This window comes from Rhodococcoides fascians A44A, assembly GCF_000760735.1.
Taxonomy (GTDB): Bacteria; Actinomycetota; Actinomycetes; order Mycobacteriales; family Mycobacteriaceae; genus Rhodococcoides; species Rhodococcoides fascians_E.
Genome location: NZ_JMEX01000008.1, coordinates 966,852 through 985,658, shown reverse-complemented (window position 1 = coordinate 985,658; position 18,807 = coordinate 966,852). Strand labels below are relative to the sequence as shown.

General features: G+C 64.1%; 18 protein-coding genes and 1 tRNA gene. 13 read left to right on the top strand and 6 right to left on the bottom strand.

From position 1 onward, the window contains the following. The first annotated feature begins 15 nt into the window (after window positions 1-15). From BH95_RS16980 to BH95_RS16960, 5 genes are all read left to right on the top strand, one after another. Window positions 16-579, top strand: coding sequence for a tRNA adenosine deaminase-associated protein (locus tag BH95_RS16980; protein WP_019662840.1), 564 nt, complete (start codon window positions 16-18; stop codon window positions 577-579). Next, on the top strand, window positions 576-1,028 hold the full coding sequence (locus BH95_RS16975) for a nucleoside deaminase (protein ID WP_020111055.1): 453 nt from the start codon (window positions 576-578) through the stop codon (window positions 1,026-1,028). The genes BH95_RS16980 and BH95_RS16975 overlap by 4 nt, the downstream gene beginning before the upstream one ends. A 92-nt stretch (window positions 1,029-1,120) precedes the next feature. Then, window positions 1,121-1,318: a CsbD family protein gene (locus BH95_RS16970; protein WP_033190058.1), complete on the top strand. Its 198-nt coding sequence runs from the start codon at window positions 1,121-1,123 to the stop codon at window positions 1,316-1,318. Window positions 1,319-1,376: 58 nt separating this feature from the next. Then, window positions 1,377-1,467, top strand: a tRNA-Ser gene (locus BH95_RS16965). A 101-nt stretch (window positions 1,468-1,568) separates the two neighbouring features. Then, on the top strand, window positions 1,569-2,285 hold the full coding sequence (locus BH95_RS16960; RefSeq protein ID WP_037183220.1) for a siderophore-interacting protein: 717 nt from the start codon (window positions 1,569-1,571) through the stop codon (window positions 2,283-2,285). Window positions 2,286-2,311: 26 nt separating this feature from the next. Here BH95_RS16960 and BH95_RS16955 read toward each other — a convergent pair whose 3' ends face one another. Both BH95_RS16955 and BH95_RS16950 read right to left on the bottom strand, forming a co-directional pair. After that, window positions 2,312-4,051 carry an ABC transporter ATP-binding protein gene (locus BH95_RS16955; RefSeq protein WP_037108146.1) on the bottom strand — a complete coding sequence of 580 codons (1,740 nt, stop codon included), beginning with the start codon at window positions 4,049-4,051 and terminating at the stop codon, window positions 2,312-2,314. Beyond that, window positions 4,048-5,883: an ABC transporter ATP-binding protein gene (locus BH95_RS16950; protein WP_244165004.1), complete on the bottom strand. Its 1,836-nt coding sequence runs from the start codon at window positions 5,881-5,883 to the stop codon at window positions 4,048-4,050. Before BH95_RS16950 ends, BH95_RS16955 begins: the two co-directional genes overlap by 4 nt. 219 nt (window positions 5,884-6,102) lie before the next feature. Here BH95_RS16950 and BH95_RS16945 point away from each other — a divergent pair, with 219 nt between their 5' ends. Beyond that, window positions 6,103-6,678 (top strand): TetR/AcrR family transcriptional regulator, encoded by a 576-nt coding sequence (locus tag BH95_RS16945; RefSeq protein WP_019662846.1) that lies wholly within the window; start codon window positions 6,103-6,105, stop codon window positions 6,676-6,678. A gap of 18 nt (window positions 6,679-6,696) precedes the next feature. Beyond that, window positions 6,697-7,185 carry an FBP domain-containing protein gene (locus BH95_RS16940; protein ID WP_020111051.1) on the top strand — a complete coding sequence of 163 codons (489 nt, stop codon included), beginning with the start codon at window positions 6,697-6,699 and terminating at the stop codon, window positions 7,183-7,185. A 39-nt stretch (window positions 7,186-7,224) separates the two neighbouring features. Here BH95_RS16940 and BH95_RS27830 read toward each other — a convergent pair whose 3' ends face one another. The 3 genes from BH95_RS27830 to BH95_RS16925 are packed head-to-tail and all read right to left on the bottom strand — an operon-like array spanning window position 7,225 to window position 9,619. Then, entirely contained in the window at window positions 7,225-7,686 is a 462-nt protein-coding gene (locus BH95_RS27830; protein ID WP_052060075.1) for a hypothetical protein, read from the bottom strand. Between the two features lie 20 nt (window positions 7,687-7,706). Further along, window positions 7,707-8,612, bottom strand: coding sequence for an alpha/beta hydrolase family protein (locus BH95_RS16930; RefSeq protein WP_020111050.1), 906 nt, complete (start codon window positions 8,610-8,612; stop codon window positions 7,707-7,709). Next, a complete protein-coding gene (locus tag BH95_RS16925) occupies window positions 8,609-9,619 on the bottom strand; it encodes a PHP domain-containing protein (RefSeq protein WP_037183216.1) in 1,011 nt (336 codons plus the stop codon). The genes BH95_RS16930 and BH95_RS16925 overlap by 4 nt, the downstream gene beginning before the upstream one ends. Before the next feature lie 119 nt (window positions 9,620-9,738). Between BH95_RS16925 and BH95_RS16920 the strand changes: the two genes are divergently transcribed. Beyond that, entirely contained in the window at window positions 9,739-10,425 is a 687-nt protein-coding gene (locus tag BH95_RS16920) for a YceI family protein (RefSeq protein WP_019662851.1), read from the top strand. On the opposite strand, the gene BH95_RS16915 is transcribed toward BH95_RS16920, so the two are convergent. Next, a complete protein-coding gene (locus BH95_RS16915) occupies window positions 10,406-11,317 on the bottom strand; it encodes a sterol desaturase family protein (RefSeq protein ID WP_208601176.1) in 912 nt (303 codons plus the stop codon). The two genes, BH95_RS16920 and BH95_RS16915, sit on opposite strands and share 20 nt — an antisense overlap. Window positions 11,318-11,526: 209 nt before the next feature. On the opposite strand from BH95_RS16915, the gene BH95_RS16910 reads away from it, so the two are divergent. The 5 genes from BH95_RS16910 (at window position 11,527) to BH95_RS16890 (ending at window position 18,807) form a co-directional block, all read left to right on the top strand. Further along, window positions 11,527-11,982, top strand: a complete 456-nt coding sequence (locus BH95_RS16910) for an RrF2 family transcriptional regulator (protein ID WP_026347383.1) — start codon at window positions 11,527-11,529, stop codon at window positions 11,980-11,982. Between the two features lie 104 nt (window positions 11,983-12,086). After that, window positions 12,087-12,743: a TetR/AcrR family transcriptional regulator gene (locus tag BH95_RS16905; RefSeq protein ID WP_019662854.1), complete on the top strand. Its 657-nt coding sequence runs from the start codon at window positions 12,087-12,089 to the stop codon at window positions 12,741-12,743. 3 nt (window positions 12,744-12,746) lie between these two features. Then, window positions 12,747-15,041 (top strand): MMPL family transporter, encoded by a 2,295-nt coding sequence (locus BH95_RS16900; protein WP_019662855.1) that lies wholly within the window; start codon window positions 12,747-12,749, stop codon window positions 15,039-15,041. Window positions 15,042-15,124: 83 nt separating this feature from the next. Then, complete coding sequence (locus BH95_RS16895) at window positions 15,125-16,855, top strand: ABC transporter ATP-binding protein (RefSeq protein WP_019662856.1); 1,731 nt, start codon at window positions 15,125-15,127, stop codon at window positions 16,853-16,855. Then, complete coding sequence (locus tag BH95_RS16890; RefSeq protein WP_037183215.1) at window positions 16,852-18,807, top strand: ABC transporter ATP-binding protein; 1,956 nt, start codon at window positions 16,852-16,854, stop codon at window positions 18,805-18,807. Before BH95_RS16895 ends, BH95_RS16890 begins: the two co-directional genes overlap by 4 nt.

The window sequence follows — 18,807 nt, the reverse complement described above, 5'->3', positions numbered from 1 at the left end:
ACTACCGTTGCGCGCATGGCTGCACAGCGCGGGAGTAACAACTCCGCCAAGGCGAAGAAGTTCGACGGTCCGAGCAAGGAGACATTCGACGACCTCGAAGGGTTCGGCGTTGCCGTCGTCCGCGAGGACGGCAAGTGGCGCGTGACCCCGTTGACCACGGCTGCGTTGTCCTCCCTGTCGACAGCTGAGACCGAACTGCGGGAAATGCGCAGCTCCGGGGCGGTCTTCGGACTCCTCGACGTCGACGACGAATGCTTCGTGGTGCTGCGGCCCGCACCGTCGGGCACCCGTCTTCTTCTGTCCGACGCCAGTCTTGCAGGCGAGTACGACATCGCCGCCGACGTTCTCGACGAACTCAACATCGAGATTCCCGACTTCGACCCGGACGAACTCGACGACATCGAACCGTGGCCCGAGGGCGACATGGGCCTGCTGTCGGATCTGGGGCTGCCGGAGGCCGTCATGGGCATCATCGTCGCCGAGACCGACCTGTACCCGGACGAGCAGCTCGGCTCCATCGCAGGCCGCCTCGGATTCGCCGACGAGTTGTCCGCTGTGCTGGACAAGCTGCCTCGGTGACCGACGAGGACCTCGTTCGCGCAGCGCTCACCGCTGCGCAGGGAGCGTCCGACCTCGACGTACCCGTCGGTGCCGTCGTGTACGACGCCGACGGGCGAGAACTGGCCCGCGCGGCCAACGCCCGTGAAGCGACCGGCGATCCAACGGCGCACGCCGAGATTCTCGCACTCCGCGCCGCAGCGTCGCTTCACGGCGACGGTTGGCGACTGGAAGGCTGCACGCTGGCCGTCACGCTCGAGCCGTGCACGATGTGTGCGGGAGCTCTGGTGCTCGCACGGGTCTCGCGCGTCGTGTTCGGGGCATGGGAACCGAAGACGGGCGCCGTCGGCTCGTTGTGGGATGTCGTGCGGGACCAGCGGCTGGCCCACCGCCCCGAAGTCCGTGGCGGCATCCTGGAGAACGAATGCGGCGACGTCCTACGCCGGTTCTTCGACGCCAGACGCTTATGAAACTCTCATGTTTGTGGCCTCTACCTGTGGGTAAACCGTCCTCGGGGAACGCGGAACACGCGTTCTGAATGACGCATCCTCAGGAGGCAAAAATGGGACTCGACGACAAGATCGGTAACAAGGCCGAGGATCTGGGCGGCAAGGCCAAGGAAGCCACCGGCGCAGCCACCGGCAACGAAGAGCTCCGCCAGGAAGGCAAGGGCGATCAGCTCTCGTCCGCTGTCAAGGACGGCGCCGAGAAGGTCAAGGACGCAGCCTCCAACATCAAGGACAAGCTCACCGGACACTGATCCGGCCGCTTGACCAGGCGATTTAGCCACAGGCCGCTACTGCGGTATTGTTCTCCGCGGTGGCGTGTCCGAGCGGCCTAAGGAGCACGCCTCGAAAGCGTGTGACGGGTAACCCCCGTCCGAGGGTTCAAATCCCTCCGCCACCGCCAAAACTCCCCACCTGCACCACGCAGGTGGGGAGTTTTTTGTGTCACTGTCTCGCGTCGATCTACACAACAAACCACTCGGTTGATTAGGGTACCCTGCCCTCATGAGCAGAGGCGTTGAAGGCATCATCATGAAGGCGTACAAGACGGACGACTACAAGTTGACCGTCACGTCCAGGGAACACGTCACCGACAAGTACGTTCGCGTCGGCTTCGACGGCGGCGGATTGCTGAAGAACCACCCGGTCCACCCGACGCAATGGGTCCGCCTGTGGATCGACGACGGCACCGGCAAGGAACGCCAGCGTGGGTACACGCTGACGCAGCAGGACCCCGCAACGGACACATTCGTCATCGAATTCGCCGTCCATTACGGCCCCGCGTCGAAGTGGGCCGAAACCGCCGAAGCCGGTGACGTCCTCGAAGCCACCCTGATGCGCGGAAACAACGGTTCCAGCTTCGAGATCCCCGAGCCTGCGCCGTCCGAGTTCTTGCTGTTCGGCGACACCGCATCGCTCCCGGCGATCAACACCATCCTCGACACCCTCGGCGACACTCCGGCGAAGGTATGGCTCGAATGGCAGTACGAATCCGACCCGACCCTCCCCGTCCACGCAGGACCCAACACCGAAGTGACCTGGCTCCAGCGCGTCGACGACGGTCGTCTCCTGCGCGAGCAAGCAGAAGCTCTCACCCCAGCGGCCGGCGCCTTCGCCTGCGTCGCATGCGACGGCCGAACCACGCGCTCGATCGTCAAGACCTTCAAAACCGTCCACGGCTTCGCGAAGGATCGCATCAAGTCACAGGCGTACTGGAAGTAGTGCCGGCCCTCCGTTCCGGGGTCACGTCAAGCGATGGAGGGAGTGCGCTCCAACCTCCAGCCGCTGGACCGCGAGCGCTCGTGCCAGAAGCCGGCGTATCGGCCGTCGAGGGCGAGGAGTTCGTCGTGTGTTCCACGTTCGACGATGCGCCCGTCGTGCAGGAACAGAATTTGATCCGCGTGCGCGATGGTGGCGAGTCGGTGTGCGACGACGATGACGGTCTTGTCCCGAGTCAGCTCATGGATGCCCCGGACGACGACGGCTTCGTTGTGCGGGTCGAGGGCACTGGTTGCTTCGTCGAGAAGGACGATCGGTGCGTCCTTGAGCAACGCCCGGGCGATCGACACACGTTGACGCTCGCCGCCGGACAGGGTGGTTCCGCCTTCGCCGACTTCGCTGTCGTATCCGTCGGGGAGTCGTTCGACGATGTCGTCCACGCACGCGATCGCGCCGGCTCGACGGATGTCGTCGTCGGAAGCGTCGGGTCTCCCGATCCTGATGTTCTCGGCAATGGACCGCTCGAACAGGTAGACGTTCTGGAACACCAGTGACAACTGCCCGAACAACGTTTCCGACGGTTGCGCACGCACGTCGTGGCCGCCGACCGTGATGCTGCCTTCGTCGACGTCGGCGTATCGAGCAGCAAGCCGAAGCAGTGTGGTCTTGCCCGATCCGCTGGGGCCGACGATTGCCGTCGTCGTACCGGCCTCGACGGAGAACGACACGTCGGAGACGACGGGGGTCTCACCGTAACCGAAGGTGACACCGGTGAATTCCACGGCGGGCGCGTCGGGCTGGACCGACGAATTCGTTTCGGGCAGAGCAGGTTCGACGAGCAACTCCGTCGCGCGGGCGATCGACGTCGATGCCGACCGCAACGCGGTTCCGATCTGTGCCGCCTGATTGAGTGGTTCGATGAAACGCGCACTCACCGCGATCAGCGCGATGGCTGCGGCGGTGGAGATCGCACCGCCCGTCACTTGGCCGACGACTACATAGGTGAGAGCCAGGAATGCGGCCTGCACGAGCAGGCCGAACATGATCACGCCGGTGACGGCCGATACGACGTTACGAGTTGCCGCGGACTTCTGCGCTTCCAAGGCCGCGCCCAGCGCGCGGTTGCCGTCGCCGACAGCGCCGAACGCACGCAGAACGGGTTGAGCCTGCGCGAATTCGACGACGCGTGTGTCCGCCTCGGTGGCAGCTGCATGTGTTCGCTCGTCCGCTCGGACGTACGCTGCGTTCCCGAGACGGTTGACGGCGAACAGAATCGGTGCGGCGACGAGCATGGACAGAGCAATTCTCCAGTCGACGAACAGCATTCCCACGGCAACTCCGACGGGAACGAGGATGCTGGTGATCAGCTTGGCCGTGAGGTACGCGACGGCGTGCTGGATGTCGAGGACGTTGTCGATGACGATGCGGGACACCGATGCAGCGTTGTGGGTCTCGAACCACGCGAGTGGGAGAGCATTGAGCCGATCACCCAAGCGAGTCTGCAGTCCCGACTGCATTCCGATGGCGATTCGCAGACCGAGCGTTGCTTGCAGGACCGTGAGCCCGCCCATCAGAGCGACGGCAACGGCCATGACTGCCGCCCAGCGCCATGCGCGGCCGGTGTCGCCGTCGAACAATGCCTCGAGCAGCGGCACGAGCAAGCAATACGCCGCGGCCTGCGACAGTGCCTGCGCGACCGTGACGGCGATCAGTCGGGGGTTGAGATGCGCGTACTCGTCGGGTACGAGACGGAAGACTGCAGCGATCATCGGTTCTCCTCCACGTGTACGGCGGCGCCCAACGCAGCTTCGTTGACATCCCAGAGCCTCTGGTAGAGCCCACCGCCGTGGACCAGATCGTCGTGCGTGCCGCGCTCGACGATCGCTCCCTTCTCCAACACCAGGATCTGGTCGACGCCGGTAACGGTGTGCAGGCGGTGTGCTATCACCAACACGGTTCTTCCGGAGACCAGCACCGCAAGAGCGTCCTGCACCGAGGCCTCGGACTCCGGATCGGCGAACGCGGTCGCCTCGTCCAGAACCAGGATCGGTGTGTCGGCGAGCAAGGTGCGGGCAATCGATAGTCGCTGGGCTTCACCGCCGGACAGGGAGGCGTCGATGCCTATTTCCGAGTCGTAACCGCGCGGGAGTGCAGCGATGCGCTCATGGATCCGAGCTGCGCGAGTTGCGACCTCCAGCGCCGCTTGGTCGGCGTCGGGACGTGCGAGGAGCAGATTGTCACGAATACTTCCGGCGATGAGACGGACGTCCTGGAACACGAACCCCACTGTGCGGTAGAGCTCCTCCGGTCCGATGGCGCGGATGTCCCTGCCGCCGATCGTGATTCGTCCGGACTCCACGTCGTAGAACCGAGGCAACAGGGCCGCGAGGGTCGACTTCCCCGATCCCGACGGGCCCACCAGAGCGGTGATGGTTCCCGGCGAGAGCTCGAACGATACGTCGTGGAGAACGGCACGGTCTTGTCGGTAGCCGAAGCTCACGGACTCGAACTCGACCGTCCCGTCGACGATGCCGGGCGCATCGGTGGTAGCGACGGCCAGTTCGGACTCCTCCTGCAGAGCGTGCAGTCGCTGCGCGGCAACGGCGCCGTCCCTCAGGGCCTGACCACTGTAGCCGAGTCCCATTGCAGCGCTGCCTATCCCGAGGCCGACGAGGAGGAACGGCAGGACGTCGATGGCGTCGAACCACCCCTGGGACACCCCGATCAACCCGCCTACGACCGTCAACAGCATCACGAAGACCGGAGAGATGACGACATCCGCAGTCGCCTGCAATGGGATCATCGGTGTCTTGAACTTGCCGAGGGCGTCGGCCTGACCGTCGACGGAGTCCTGGAACGACCTGTGTGCTTTCCCTGCTTGGCCGAATGCGCGGACCACCTGGATGCCGTCGACGTATTCGATTGTTGCGGAACGCAGCCGACGATTCCACCGATTGAATACCGCGAGACGGTCGCGACTGGACTGATCCATCATGCGGCTCAACAGAATTGCGTAGACCAGCAGCGGGAGGATCAGCAACAATGCCAGTCTCCACTCGACAGTGAAGAGGTACACCAGCGTGACGAGAGGTATCACCACGGCCCCGACGAACTCCAGCCGCGCATGCGCGACGAGGTAGTGGAGTGCGTCGACGTCGTCCTGTAGATAGCCCTTGATCTCCGCGGAATTGTGAGATGCGAACCAGCCGAGTGGAACCCTGGTGAGTTTCAGCGCCAACGCTCTACGCAACGAGAGTTGAAACCCCGCATCCGTGAGGTGGGACAGAGTCATCGCTACCGCTTGTAGAAGTATCTGCGCACCCAGTGCCCCGAACGCGACGAACAGCAGCACCCAGATGCGCCCGGTATCGGTGGATTCGTCCAGCAGCTCACGGCACATCTCGACGATCACGATGAACGGGGCGACGGCGCACACTGCGGCAACTGCCGCGATGACACTGGCCACCGTCAGGGTGCGACCGACCGGCGCGAGGATTGCGCGTCGGGCATGCGCTTGGTCTTTCTTGTTCTGTTGGGCAACCGTCCGCGGAAGGCTGTTGCCTGCATCGTCCGCGGTCAGCGGTTCGGATTGCACCGTCATGCGCGCTCGCAATCTTCTGTTCTTCACGGGCACCAGCCCACCGGTCGGATTAGATCCTTACACATTCTCAGTAGGCAAGGCTAACCTCGAAAACCGGAAGGTCTGTTACGAGTGGTCGTCGTGCGCCCGGGGTAGATGGTTTGCAGCAAACCTTGCCCGCGTCTACTATTTCCTAGTGTTATTAGGCAAAAGCCGGTTCCGGCTAGGAGGGAGGTAACGATGGCACGCGCAGGCCTCAATGCTGCTCGCCTCACCGCGGCGGCCGCGGACATGGCGGACGAGATCGGGTTCGAGAACGTCACTGTTCTTGCCCTGGCCAAATCGTTCGGCGTGAAAGACGCCAGCCTCTACTCGCACATCAAGAACTTGCGAGATCTCCGGCAACGGGTGGCTGTCGCCTCGCTGTCCGAACTGGCCGATTGGGTATCCGACGCCGTGGCGGGGCGGGCGGGCAGAGATGCGCTCGTCGCGTTCGCCAACGCGTACCGCGACTTCGCCCGTCAACATCCAGGGCGATACAACTCGACTCGATACGAGCTCGACGCGGACGTAGCGCTCGCGAGTGACGCACGCAAACACTCGCACATGTCGCGCGCGATCCTACGCGCGTACAACTTGCCCGAACCCGACGAAACCGATGCAGTCCGATTGCTGGGCAGCACATTTCATGGCTTCATCGAGATCGAGAGCTCGGGGGGATTCGGCTACGGCATCCCCCCGCGAGAATCCGAACAGACGTGGCAGCGAGTACTCGACGTACTCCACCACGCACTCGAAAACTGGCCGAAGGCCTGACGTTCCGGGAGAACACACATGCAGTCCATCACCGAGAAAGAGATCAGACAGTCGTTCGTGAACTGTTCCAAGGGCGACGCCAAACGAATGAACCTGCCATCCACCCTGACCGACACCGACTGGGAACAGCTGGATTTCCTCGGTTGGTCCGACCCGTCGTACGCAGGTCGAAGCTACATCGTCCTACCCAAGGGCGACGAGCTGGTCGGCGTCGCGCTCAAACACGAATCCGGCGGATCCGACCGCGCGCAGATGTGCACCATCTGCACGACGACGCACTCACGCGGCGACGTATCGCTCATGACCGCCAAGAAGACCGGCGAATCAGGGCGGCGCGGAAACACCGTCGGCACCTACATGTGCACGGACCTACTGTGCTCTCTGTACGCACGAGGCAAGAAGACCCCGGCGCTGGGCAACCGGTACCGCGAGAACCTCAGCACCGAGGAGCGCGTCGTACGGGTTCAGGAGAACATCGAAGCATTCATCGCCAGGCTGTACACCTGACAGCTGTACACCTGACAGCTTCACTCCCGCCGCCTCGGTTCAGCAGCTGCCGAGGCCGGCTGCGTCCAAACCGCGGAGCATCTGCTGCTGGTCCTCGGGAGGGACCGTCGACCAGCTCGGATTGGCCTGCAGCTGTGCGGAAATCCCGTCGACGGTCACGTTCCGTGGAGCGCCGGTGACGGCGAGGGCATCGATCGCGGCAAGGAACTGCTGGCAGGTCTCGACGTACAGTTGCTCGCCGGTGGGCCGGTTCGACCCGTCGCCCTGGTCGATGGGCAATTGCACGGGTGCCGGTGGGGGAGCGTCCGCCGGTGTGGTCTCGGGTACGAAGGATTCGGCCGGAGCGGCAGGCGGCGGCTCCGCAGTCGTGGAAGGGGCGGCCGTCACCGTCACCGTCGTCGACGTGGAGGATGTGCTGGGCGCGGCCGAGGACTGCTCGTCCGAGCCGCATCCAGCGAGGGCGAGCATCAACACTGCGCCGGTGAGGATGGTCCGCTTCATGGCCAACTGTGTACCAGACATCACTCGACATCGGCCGCGTGGGCAGCAATGGCGTCGACCGTCGTGCGCCACGCAACCGAACCGCTGTTCGTGAAATCCCCGTGCCCGGCTCCCGGCAGAACGACGACGTCGACGGTATCGCCCGCGGCACGTGCGGCGTCGGCATAGGCCGTGCTCTGGTTCACGGACACGGTCTTGTCGGCGTCGCCGTGGATTGCCGTCACCCGTGTGCCGATGGGCAGATGCTCGATCGGTGAGGCGACGCGATACCGGTCCGGAACCTGATCGGGCATACCACCGAGGAACGCGGGCACGAGTTTGTCGCCCCCGATGTTCGCGGCACGTGCCATGTCGAAGACGCCGGCCATGATCGTCGCGCTGCGGGGCATGATCTTCGGCTGCGCGCCAGGAGCCGACGCATCCAGGGTGTGACGCCCCGCCAACCAGGCGGCCAGCTGGCCGCCGGCCGAGTGGCCGGCCACATGAACGCGGCCCAGGTCCAACCGGCCACCCGCAGCCTCCTGGACCGTGTTGGCCAGCGCCTCCGTCGCGTTGTCGACGTCGGCGAGCGTGTCGCGGTAATCGCCGGTGCCACGGCGGTATTCGATGTTCCACACGGCAATTCCGCGATCGGCCACGGCTTCCGAGATCGGTCCGAAGTACGACATGTCGTACCGCTGCTGCCACCCGCCACCGTGCACCATCACGACAACAGGCAGGGAGTCCGCGCCGTTGTCCGGCAGATACAGGTCACCCACGTTGTCCTCGTCGGCGCCGTAGAGCAGTCTGATCGGCGGATCCGCCAGGGCCGGGATCAGTGCGGGAGACGGCGTCGGAATCGGGGGCGGCGTGTGCACGGTGGATCCACTGCATCCAGCCGTCAACGCTGCCGTCACGAGGAAGGCCGCTAGTCGTGTGAATTTCACCGGCTGCCACCGGTCCAGGCGAGAAGTTCGTCGGCCGACCAGGTGTTGACGACGCGTTCAGCCGGCACGCCCCGAGCTTCGGCGCGTAGGGCCCCGTAGCCCTGCCAGTCGAGCTGCCCGGGCGCATGTGCGTCGGTGTCGATCGAGAACAGGCAGCCCCGCTCGAGGGCGACATCGATGAGGCGCTCCGGCGGGTCCTGACGCTCGGGCCGGGCGTTGATCTCCACCGCGGTACCGAACTGCTTGCATCCCTCGAACACCACGTCGGCGTCGAACTTCGATTCCGGCCTCGTTCCCCGGCCACCCTCGACGAGCCTGCCGGTGCAATGTCCCAACACGTCGACGTGGGGGTTGGCGATTGCGTTGACCATGCGGCGGGTCATCGACTCGGAGTCGGCCCGCAGGTTCGAATGCACGCTGGCGACAACGATATCCAGTTCGGCGAGCAAGCCCTCGTCCTGATCCAGGCTGCCGTCGTCGAGGATGTCCACCTCGATACCGGTGAGAATGCGGAACGGCGCGAGTTCCTCGTTGAGTTCGGCAACAACGTCGAGTTGCTTCCTCAGCCGATCGGCCGACAATCCGTTGGCCACCTTCAACCGGGGTGAATGATCGGTCAACGCGCAGTACTCGTGACCGAGCCGGGCTGCGGTGCGCATCATCTCCTCGATCCCGCTGCCGCCGTCGGACCAGTTGGAATGGGTATGCAGATCCCCTCTGAGGGCAGACCGGAGATCGTTGTCGCCGATCGGCTCGGCCTCGGCACGCTTCTCGGCAAGAAAGTCCGGTACGTCGCCCGAGAGGGCCTGACGGATGATGAGCGACGTCTTGGCTCCGATGCCCGGCAACGCGGACCACGAATCGGCCTTCCGGCGCTCGGATCGCGCAGTCTCGCCCAACGATTCGACCACGTCGGCTGCACGCCGATACGCCTTGACGCGGTGAGTGTCCGCGCGCGAGCGCTCGAGCCAGTAGGCGATCTCGCGCAGAGCTTCGATCGGGTCCATGTCCCTATTGTCCAGCAGCGGGGTGGCAGCCCGACACGGCGGTATCGGACAAACTTCTCAGCAAGTTGCCAGGTGCACGAACCCCCACAGGGTTGAAGGTGCAACTAGCATTGCGAGGCATGACAAAGAAATGGTGGATAGCCGGCGCACTCGTCGTCGTGATCGCGCTCGGTGCGTACTTCGGCCCCAAGATCTATGCGTCGTTCCAAGAGGACGACGCGCCCGCCGCGACGGTCTCGACCGAGGGAGCGCAAGCCGCCTCCACCGACGACCTGGACGGAACATGGACCATCGTCCCAGGCGACGCGTCGAACACCACGGCCGCGGGATACACCGTCGACGAAGTGCTCAACGGCTCGGACGTCACAGTGGTCGGCACGACCCCCGAGGTCAGCGGCGACGTCACGATCACGGACAACACCCTCACCGAAGGTGAGGTGACAGTGCAGACGGGGTCGATCACCACGGACAGCGACCGTCGCGACAACCAGTTCCGCGGCAACATCTTCGACACCGCCACCTATCCGACGGCGACCTTCACCTTCGACTCGCCCGTGGACCTGGCATCACTTCCCAAGGACGGAACTACGGCCACCGTCACCGCGAACGGAACGTTGACCCTGAAGGACCAGTCCCGTCCTGTCTCCGTCGAGATGGAGGTCCTGCAGTCCGGTGACACGCTCATCGCGTCGGGAAGCATTCCGACGACGTGGACGGACTTCGGCATCGAGCCTCCATCGCTCGGATTCGTGACCGTCGAGGGCTCGGGATCGGTCGACTTCCTGATCAACCTGAACTCGAACTAGTCTCTTTCGCCTCGGCCCCGCTCGGCGTCCACCCCGGCGGGCCGAGGACGAAACCGAACCGTTCACGCCACGACCGCGATGCCGCTACATCCCGTGCGATGGAGCGGTATTCGTGTGTCTGGAGTGTCCAGATGTTGAATGTGTCGACCTTCTTCGTCAGGCCGTAATGCGGCCGCGCCACCTCGTCGGCGTAGCTGCCGAACAGCCTGTCCCACATGATGAAGATGCCGCCGTAGTTCTTGTCGAGATACTGCGGATCGTTCCCATGATGGACCCGATGATGCGACGGCGTGTTGAACACGAACTCGATCACGCGAGGCAGCTTGTCGATCCGTTCCGTGTGAACCCAGAACTGATACACCAGGTTGATCGAGAAACCCACGAACACCATCCACGGCGGAATCCCCAACAGTGGCAACGGAAGCCACATGACGATCTCGCCACTGTTGTTCCACTTCTGGCGAAGAGCGGTGCTGAAGTTGAAGTACTCACTGGAATGATGCGCCTGATGCGTCGCCCAGATGATCCGCGTGCGGTGTGCAGTGCGGTGATACGCGTAGAAGAGGACATCGACGCCCACGATGAGAATCACCCACGTGTACCAGGCGTCGGCCGGCAAATGCCACGGAGCGACGTACACGTACAAGGCCGTGTAACCGAACAGAGCCAGCGTCTTCCACACCGTCGTCGTCGCAATCGAGACAACACCCATCCCGAGGCTGGCCCGAGCATCGGCCCCCTTGTAGCTGCCCCGGTCACCGTCCTCGAGCTTGATCGCGGCACACCACTCGATCACCAGAAGCAGAGCAAACGCCGGAATCGCCAACGCCACCGGATCACGTAACGGCTCGGGGAGTGCATTCCAGGCCGACTGAACCCACTCGCCCACCATTCGGCTCCTTTGCGTGACACTTAGGGTTCGAGTGTAACGCTTCGACGTGTCGTGGACCACACCCAGCCGACCCTCTTCGAGACCGAACGTGGCATTTGGTCACTTGGAGTGACCGAACGGTTCATTCGGTCCCGAGGGGGTTCGGGATTCGCCTATTTCCTATTCGAATGGTAGGAATTAGGAACCATTCGTCGGCCGAGGAGATTGCTGTGCACATTACCGCCAAGGCGGATTATGCCGTGCGGACTTTGCTGGAGCTGGCGGCCGCGGATGGGGTTCCGGGGAAGGCTGAGGCGCTGGCGGGTGCGCAGAAGATTCCGCACAAGTTCTTGGAGTCGGTGCTGTCGGATCTGCGGCGTGCTGACCTGGTGCGCAGTCGGCGAGGGCCCGACGGAGGGTATTGGCTTGCTCGGCCGGCGTCGGAGATTTCGGTTGCGGATGTGATCAGGGCGGTGGAGGGGCCGTTGGCGTCGGTGCGCGGGCAGCGTCCGGAGGATGTCGACTACCCGGGCCCCGCGAAGCCGTTGCAGCTGGTGTGGCTGGCGGTGCGGGCGAACATGCGCGCGGTGTTGGAGGAAGTGTCGCTGGCGGAGATCGTTGCCGACGATGTTCCCGCGTTCGTGTTCGAGCTGACTGCCGACCCGGCGGCCTGGGCGCGACGCTGACTCACGTCGGGGTGTGAGCTGACACACCCGTGTGCGTTGGGTGTGACTCAATCGTCAAACGTGCACCCTTCTGCAATAGTGCAGAACTCTGCAACTTCCGTACCTTGGAGTTCGTGACCGCTCCCCGCACTGGCCTTCGTGATCTGAAGAAGGCCGCCACGCGCGACGCTCTAGGCCTCGCAGCAGTTCAGTTGGCGAAAGCGCGGGGACTCGACGCCGTCACCGCCGACGCCATCGCCGCCGAGGCGGGTGTGTCGACGCGGACCTTCCACAACTACTTCGCCAACAAGGAAGAAGCGGTTCTCCACCACATCGAGGCTTCGGCGCTCGAATGGTTCGAGATGCTGCGTGATCGCCCTGCCGACGAGCCCATCTGGGACGCGATGAGACACGTGGCAGTGTCGATCGTGTCCGATCCGGACAAGGACCTCGCGGAGACCTTCGCCGTTGCGCAACTGATCGAAGCGACGCCGAGTGTCATGGCCCGCAAGCTCGAAGTTCACCACTCGCTCATCCGAGTTCTCGGCGAAGCAATTGCCGCGCGTACCGGCACGGACATCGACCGTGACCTGTACCCGAACCTTCTCCAAGCTGCCGTCGGCAATGCCGTCACAGCTGCCTTGACGATTTGGACCGCCGACCCTGAAGGAGATTCTTCGCCGAAACAGCTCGTCGAAGACGCATTCGACCAACTGCAGGCCGGGCTTCCGGACCCTCGCGAAACGAAAACCAGCGCACCGAACACAGACTTCAGGAGCTGACCTGTGGCTACATTTCTCTATCGAGTCGGTAAGTTCGCCTTCCGACGAAAAGGCATTGTCCTCGCCCTATGGCTGGCGATTCTCGTACTGGCAGGCGTCGGCGCCGCCACTCTGTCCGGCCCGACGGCCAACTCGTTCAACATCCCCGGCACTCCGGCGCAGGAAGCTCTCGACCTGCAGAGCGAGCGATTCGGCAACGCCGAGGATCCGCTGACGGCGGTATCGGCGCAGTACGTCTTCAAGGCGCCGGACGGCCAGACTCTCGACACTCCGGCGTACACCGCCGCGATCGACGCGACCATCGCGGACATCGACCAGATCGCCGACGTCGACGCCGCCGCCAAGCCCGGTGGGGCGCAACCGCTCGCCAACCCGGTCGCGGGCAACACCGCCATCGTCGAGCAGTACAGTTCGCTGGCCGAGCAGGACGGAACCCCTGCCGACACCGCCGCAGCCAACGCGGCTGCACTGTCGCCGCTGAGCCCGAACGGCAACATCGGCACGCTCGAAGTTCCGCTGTCCGTCGAGCTCGCCGACGTCACGGAGGACCTGCGCACCTCGCTCGACGAGGCTGCTCAGCCTGCACGTGACGCCGGATTGACCGTCGAGCTGGGCGGCAGCGTCGCCCAGGATGCATCGCCGCCGGGCGGCACGTCCGAGCTCGTCGGCCTCGCTGTCGCCGCCGTCGTCCTGCTGATCATGTTCGGTTCCGCCTTCGCGGCCGGCCTCCCGCTCGTCACCGCCATCGTCGGCATCGGCATCAGCAGCTTGACGATCACCACGGCGTCGGGATTTGCGGACCTGTCCACCTTCACCCCGATCCTCGCGGTGATGATCGGCCTGGCCGTCGCGATCGACTACTCCCTCTTCATTCTCGCCAGGTACAGGCACGAGCTCACGCTCACCGACGACCGAGAGGAAGCCGTCGGACGGTCGGTGGGTACCGCCGGATCTGCGGTCGTGTTCGCCGGCGCAACGGTGCTCATCGCGCTCGTCGCACTGCGTGTCGTCGGCATCCCGTTCCTGTCGCAGATGGGTTACGCAGCCGGCTTCGCAGTGTTCGTCGCAGTCCTGATCGCGCTGACGTTCCTCCCCGCGTTGCTCGGTGTGTTCAAGGGCAAGGCGTTCGGCGGCAAGATCAAGTTCGTCAACACCACCGATCCCGAGGACCCGAACGCACCGCCCACCAACGGTCTCCGCTGGGCACGTGCGCTGGTCAAGCGTCCCGCGATCGGCCTGATCGGCGGCGTCGTACTGCTCGCCGTCATCGCAGGCCCGACGACCGGCCTGTCGCTGGCACTGCCCAGCATCGCTACGTCGGACCCGTCGACCTCGGTCCGAAAGGCGTACGACCTGGTCGACGAGGGCTTCGGGCCCGGCCGCAACGGACCGCTTCTCGTCATCGCCGACGCCTCCGCAACGCCGGAAGCGGATCGCACGGCCGGATTCGGCAAGGTCATCGAGTCGATCTACGAGGAAGACGACGTCGAGAACGCGCAGATCGTCGCGGTGAACCAGGCTGGCGACACGGCACAGATCCTCGTCACGCCCAACAGTTCGCCCAACAGCGATGCGACGAAGGACCTCGTTGCGAACCTTCGTGCAGCAGAGCCGGGCTTCGCCGAGACCGACGGCGTGTCCTACGGCGTGACCGGTCAGACCGCGCTCGAACTCGACGTGTCCGAGCGTCTGCAGGATGCACTCGTGCCGTACCTCGCCGTGGTCGTCGGACTGGCGTTCGTACTGCTGATGGTGGTGTTCCGGTCGATCTTGGTGCCGCTGACCGCGACACTCGGATTCCTGCTCAGCGTCCTCGCGACGTTCGGTGCGACGGTGTTCATCTTCCAGGAAGGCGGGCTGGGGCTGATCAGCAACCCGCAGCCGATCGTCAGCTTCATGCCGATCTTCCTCATCGGTGTCGTGTTCGGCCTCGCGATGGACTATCAGGTGTTCCTGGTGTCGCGAATGCGCGAAGAGTTCGTCCACGGCACTCCGGCGAAGGACGCCGTCGTCAACGGGTTCAAGTACGGAGCCCGTGTGGTGACGTCGGCAGCGGTCATCATGATCTCGGTCTTCGCGGCCTTCATCGCCGAGCCCGACTCGTTCATCAAGTCGATCGGTTTCGCCCTCGCGGCCGCAGTGTTCTTCGACGCGTTCGTCGTCCGCATGGTCATCATCCCGTCGGTGATGGCACTGCTCGGCGACAAGGCGTGGTGGTTGCCGAAGTGGCTGGACAAGATCCTGCCCGACGTCGACATCGAAGGTGCCAAGCTGCAGAAGGCGCCCCCGAAGTCCTGACCAGCCTCGATGGCCGAAGATTGATGTTCACCGGTAGAAATGTGGAGACTGTTACCCATGTGTACGAGTAATCTTCGGCCATCATGCTGATCCCGCTTCTCAAGAAATTTCTCGCTCCCTACAAGGGCGCGATCGCGGGGTTGGTCACCCTGCAGCTCGTGGCCACGGCCGCGTCGCTGTACCTGCCCAGCCTCAACGCCGACATCATCGACAACGGCGTCACGCGCGGCGACACGGGCTACATCCTCACGACCGGTGGGTGGATGTTGCTCGTGTCGCTGGTGCAGATCGTGTGTTCGGTCGCGGCGGTACTCATCGGGGCCAAGGCCGCGATGGGCGCAGGCCGGGATCTGCGCGGTGCCATTCTGCACCGCGTCGGCACGTTCTCCGCTCGTGAGGTCGGCCAGTTCGGTGCACCCTCACTGATCACTCGTAACACCAACGACGTTCAACAGGTCCAGCTTCTGATCGTCATGGGCTTCACCATCGTCGTGATGGCGCCGATCATGTGCATCGGCGGCGTCGTGATGGCGTTGCGCGAAGACATCGGACTGTCCTGGATTCTGCTCATCGCCGTACCCGGCCTGGCCATCGCCATGGGCTTGATCGTCGCGAGAATGGTCCCGGGTTTCCGCGCCATGCAGGTGCGGATCGACGCGGTCAACCGGGTACTCCGTGAGCAGATCACCGGCATCCGTGTCGTTCGGGCCTTCGTCCGCGAACGCAAGGAGATCGACCGGTTCGGCGTCGCGAACGATTCGCTCACCGCCGCAGCACTGCACGTCGGCCGTCTGATGGCGTTGATGTTCCCGACGGTCATGCTGATCTCCAACGTCACCAGCGTCGCCGTCATCTGGTTCGGCGGACACGCGATCAACAACGGCACCATGGAAATCGGCGCACTGACCGCCCTGCTCAGCTACATCATGCTCATCCTGATGTCGGTCATGATGGCGTCGTTCATCGCCATGATGGTGCCCCGCGCCTCGGTGTGCGCCGACCGCATCAGCCAAGTCCTGTCGACCGAGTCCTCCGTCGTCCTGCCCGCCCAGCCGAAACCGTTCGCAACAGCGCCCGGAATCGTCGAGATGCGAAACGCCGAGTTCGCCTACCCCGGAGCCGAGTTCCCGGTTCTGTGCGGCGTGAACTTCACAGCGGAACCCGGCAAGGTGACTGCCGTCATCGGTGGAACCGGATCCGGAAAATCCACTCTGATCAACCTCGTCCCACGGCTCATCGACGTCACCGCCGGCCAGGTTCTCGTCGGCGGCACCGATATTCGTGACCTGGACATCGATGCGCTCCGGCAGGAGATCGGCCTGATCCCGCAGAAGCCCTTCCTGTTCTCCGGCACCATCGGATCCAATCTCCGCTACGGCAAAGCCGACGCCACCGACGACGAACTCTGGGAAGCACTGGAGATCGCGCAGGGCGCAGACTTCGTTCGCAAGATGCCGGAAGGCCTCGAAACCGAAGTGTCACAAGGCGGCACGACGGTCTCCGGCGGCCAGCGTCAACGCCTGGCGATCGCACGAGCGCTGGTCCGCAAGCCGAGCATCTACCTGTTCGACGACTCGTTCTCCGCCCTCGACCTGACCACCGACTCCAAACTCCGAGCCGCGCTGAAGCCGGTCATGAAGGACGCCTGCATGATCGTTGTCGCCCAACGAGTCTCCACCATCATCGACGCCGACCAGATCCTCGTACTCGACGACGGGCAACCCGTCGGGCTCGGAACACACGACGAGCTCATCGCCACGTGCCCGACGTACGCGGAGATCGTCGACTCCCAGCACGCGGTGGCTGCATCATGACGCGACCGGTCCCTCCCACCAGCCAGCCCACACCCGCACCGCCGAATGCACCGGTTGCGCCGGCGAAACCCGGCAAGACGATAGTGCCGGGAACGAGAGCGAAGAACTTCAAGCCGTCGCTCAAACGCATGATCGGTCTTCTCGCTCCCGAGAAGATGCTGCTCTCGATCATGCTCGTCTTCGCGGCCTCCAGCGTCGTACTGTCGGTGGCGTCACCGACGATCCTCGGACACGCGACCAACCTGATCTTCAACGGCGTGATCGGCGGTCAACTCGAGCCCGGACAGTCCAAAGCGCAAGCGGTGGACGGCCTTCGCGCGCAAGGGCAGGACACGTTCGCCGACCTGGTGAACGGAATGGACGTCACGCCCGGCATCGGAATCGACTTCTCCGCCGTCGGCAACGTCCTACTGTTCGTCCTCGCGCTGTACGTGGTCTCGGCACTGCTGGCGTGGGCTCAGGGGTACATCCTGAACATTGCGTTGCAGCGCACCATCCGCAACCTTCGCGGCAGCGTCGAACGGAAGATTCATCGGCTTCCACTGAAGTACTTCGACTCTCACACCCGAGGAGAACTGCTCAGCCGAGTCACCAACGACGTCGACAACGTCTCGACCAGCCTGCAGCAGACCCTGAGCCAGCTGATCACCGGCATCCTGACCGTCGTCGGCATCCTCGGCATGATGATCTGGATCTCGCCGCTGCTGGCTCTCGTTGCCCTGCTGACGGTTCCGGCGTCGTTCCTCGTCACCGCGGTGATCGCCAAACGCTCGCAACCGCACTTCGTCAACCAGTGGAAATACACCGGCAAACTGAACGGTCAGATCGAGGAGACCTACACCGGACACGAACTGGTGAAGGCGTTCGGCCGCCAAGCCGAGGTCGAGCGCGAGTTCGGCGAACGAAACAACAAGCTCTTCGAGTCCAGCTTCCGGGCACAGTTCATCTCCGGCATGATCATGCCCGCCATCATGTTCCTCGGGAACGTCAACTACGTCATCATCGCCGTCGTCGGCGGACTGCGCGTGGCGTCGGGCACCCTGAGCCTCGGTGAAGTCCAGGCCTTCATCCAGTACTCGCGACAGTTCACTCAGCCACTGACGCAGGTCGGTTCCATGGTGAACCTGGTGCAGTCGGGAGTGGCGTCCGCGGAACGCATCTTCGACCTCCTCGACGCCGACGACGAGGACCGCGATCCTTCTCGCCCTGCCCTCCCGGCCACCGATCACGGCCGCGTCGAATTCGAGAACGTGTCCTTCAGCTACCGCGAAGATCAACCGCTCATCGAGGATCTCTCGCTCGTCGCGGAGCCGGGGCACCTCGTCGCCATCGTGGGCCCGACAGGTGCAGGCAAGACCACACTGGTGAACCTCATCATGCGCTTCTACGACATCGACGCAGGCCGGATCACCGTCGACGGCGTCGACACCCGCTCCATGACGCGAGACGAACTCCGCGAGCGCACCGGAATGGTGCTGCAGGACACCTGGCTGTTCGGTGGAACCATCCGGGACAACATCGCCTACGGAGATCCCGACGCCACCGAGGAAGAAATTCTCGAAGCTGCGCGCGTCAGCTACGTCGACAAGTTCGTGCATTCGCTGCCGGCCGGCTACGACACGATCATCGACGAGGAAGGCAACAACGTCAGCGCAGGCGAGAAGCAGCTCATCACCATCGCGCGCGCGTTCCTGGCGAAACCGCTGATCCTGATCCTCGACGAGGCCACCAGCTCCGTCGACACTCGCACCGAACTGCTCGTGCAGAAGGCAACAGCCGCTCTACGCAGTGACAGGACCAGCTTCGTCATCGCCCACAGGCTCTCGACCATCCGCGACGCGGACCTCATCGTCGTGATGGAGGACGGCCGAATCGTCGAGCAGGGCGACCACGACTCGCTCGTCGGCGCGGGCGGTGCATACGGGCGGTTGTACGCCTCTCAATTCAGCTAG

Coding starts and splice junctions, on each gene's coding strand:
- BH95_RS16980 (WP_019662840.1), top strand. CDS start 16: ATGGCTGCACAGCGCGGGAGTAACAACTCCGCCAAGGCGAAGAAGTTC.
- BH95_RS16970 (WP_033190058.1), top strand. CDS start 1,121: ATGGGACTCGACGACAAGATCGGTAACAAGGCCGAGGATCTGGGCGGC.
- BH95_RS16960 (WP_037183220.1), top strand. CDS start 1,569: ATGAGCAGAGGCGTTGAAGGCATCATCATGAAGGCGTACAAGACGGAC.
- BH95_RS16955 (WP_037108146.1), bottom strand. CDS start 4,051: ATGATCGCTGCAGTCTTCCGTCTCGTACCCGACGAGTACGCGCATCTC.
- BH95_RS16950 (WP_244165004.1), bottom strand. CDS start 5,883: ATGACGGTGCAATCCGAACCGCTGACCGCGGACGATGCAGGCAACAGC.
- BH95_RS16945 (WP_019662846.1), top strand. CDS start 6,103: ATGGCACGCGCAGGCCTCAATGCTGCTCGCCTCACCGCGGCGGCCGCG.
- BH95_RS16940 (WP_020111051.1), top strand. CDS start 6,697: ATGCAGTCCATCACCGAGAAAGAGATCAGACAGTCGTTCGTGAACTGT.
- BH95_RS27830 (WP_052060075.1), bottom strand. CDS start 7,686: ATGAAGCGGACCATCCTCACCGGCGCAGTGTTGATGCTCGCCCTCGCT.
- BH95_RS16925 (WP_037183216.1), bottom strand. CDS start 9,619: ATGGACCCGATCGAAGCTCTGCGCGAGATCGCCTACTGGCTCGAGCGC.
- BH95_RS16920 (WP_019662851.1), top strand. CDS start 9,739: ATGACAAAGAAATGGTGGATAGCCGGCGCACTCGTCGTCGTGATCGCG.
- BH95_RS16915 (WP_208601176.1), bottom strand. CDS start 11,317: ATGGTGGGCGAGTGGGTTCAGTCGGCCTGGAATGCACTCCCCGAGCCG.
- BH95_RS16895 (WP_019662856.1), top strand. CDS start 15,125: ATGCTGATCCCGCTTCTCAAGAAATTTCTCGCTCCCTACAAGGGCGCG.
- BH95_RS16890 (WP_037183215.1), top strand. CDS start 16,852: ATGACGCGACCGGTCCCTCCCACCAGCCAGCCCACACCCGCACCGCCG.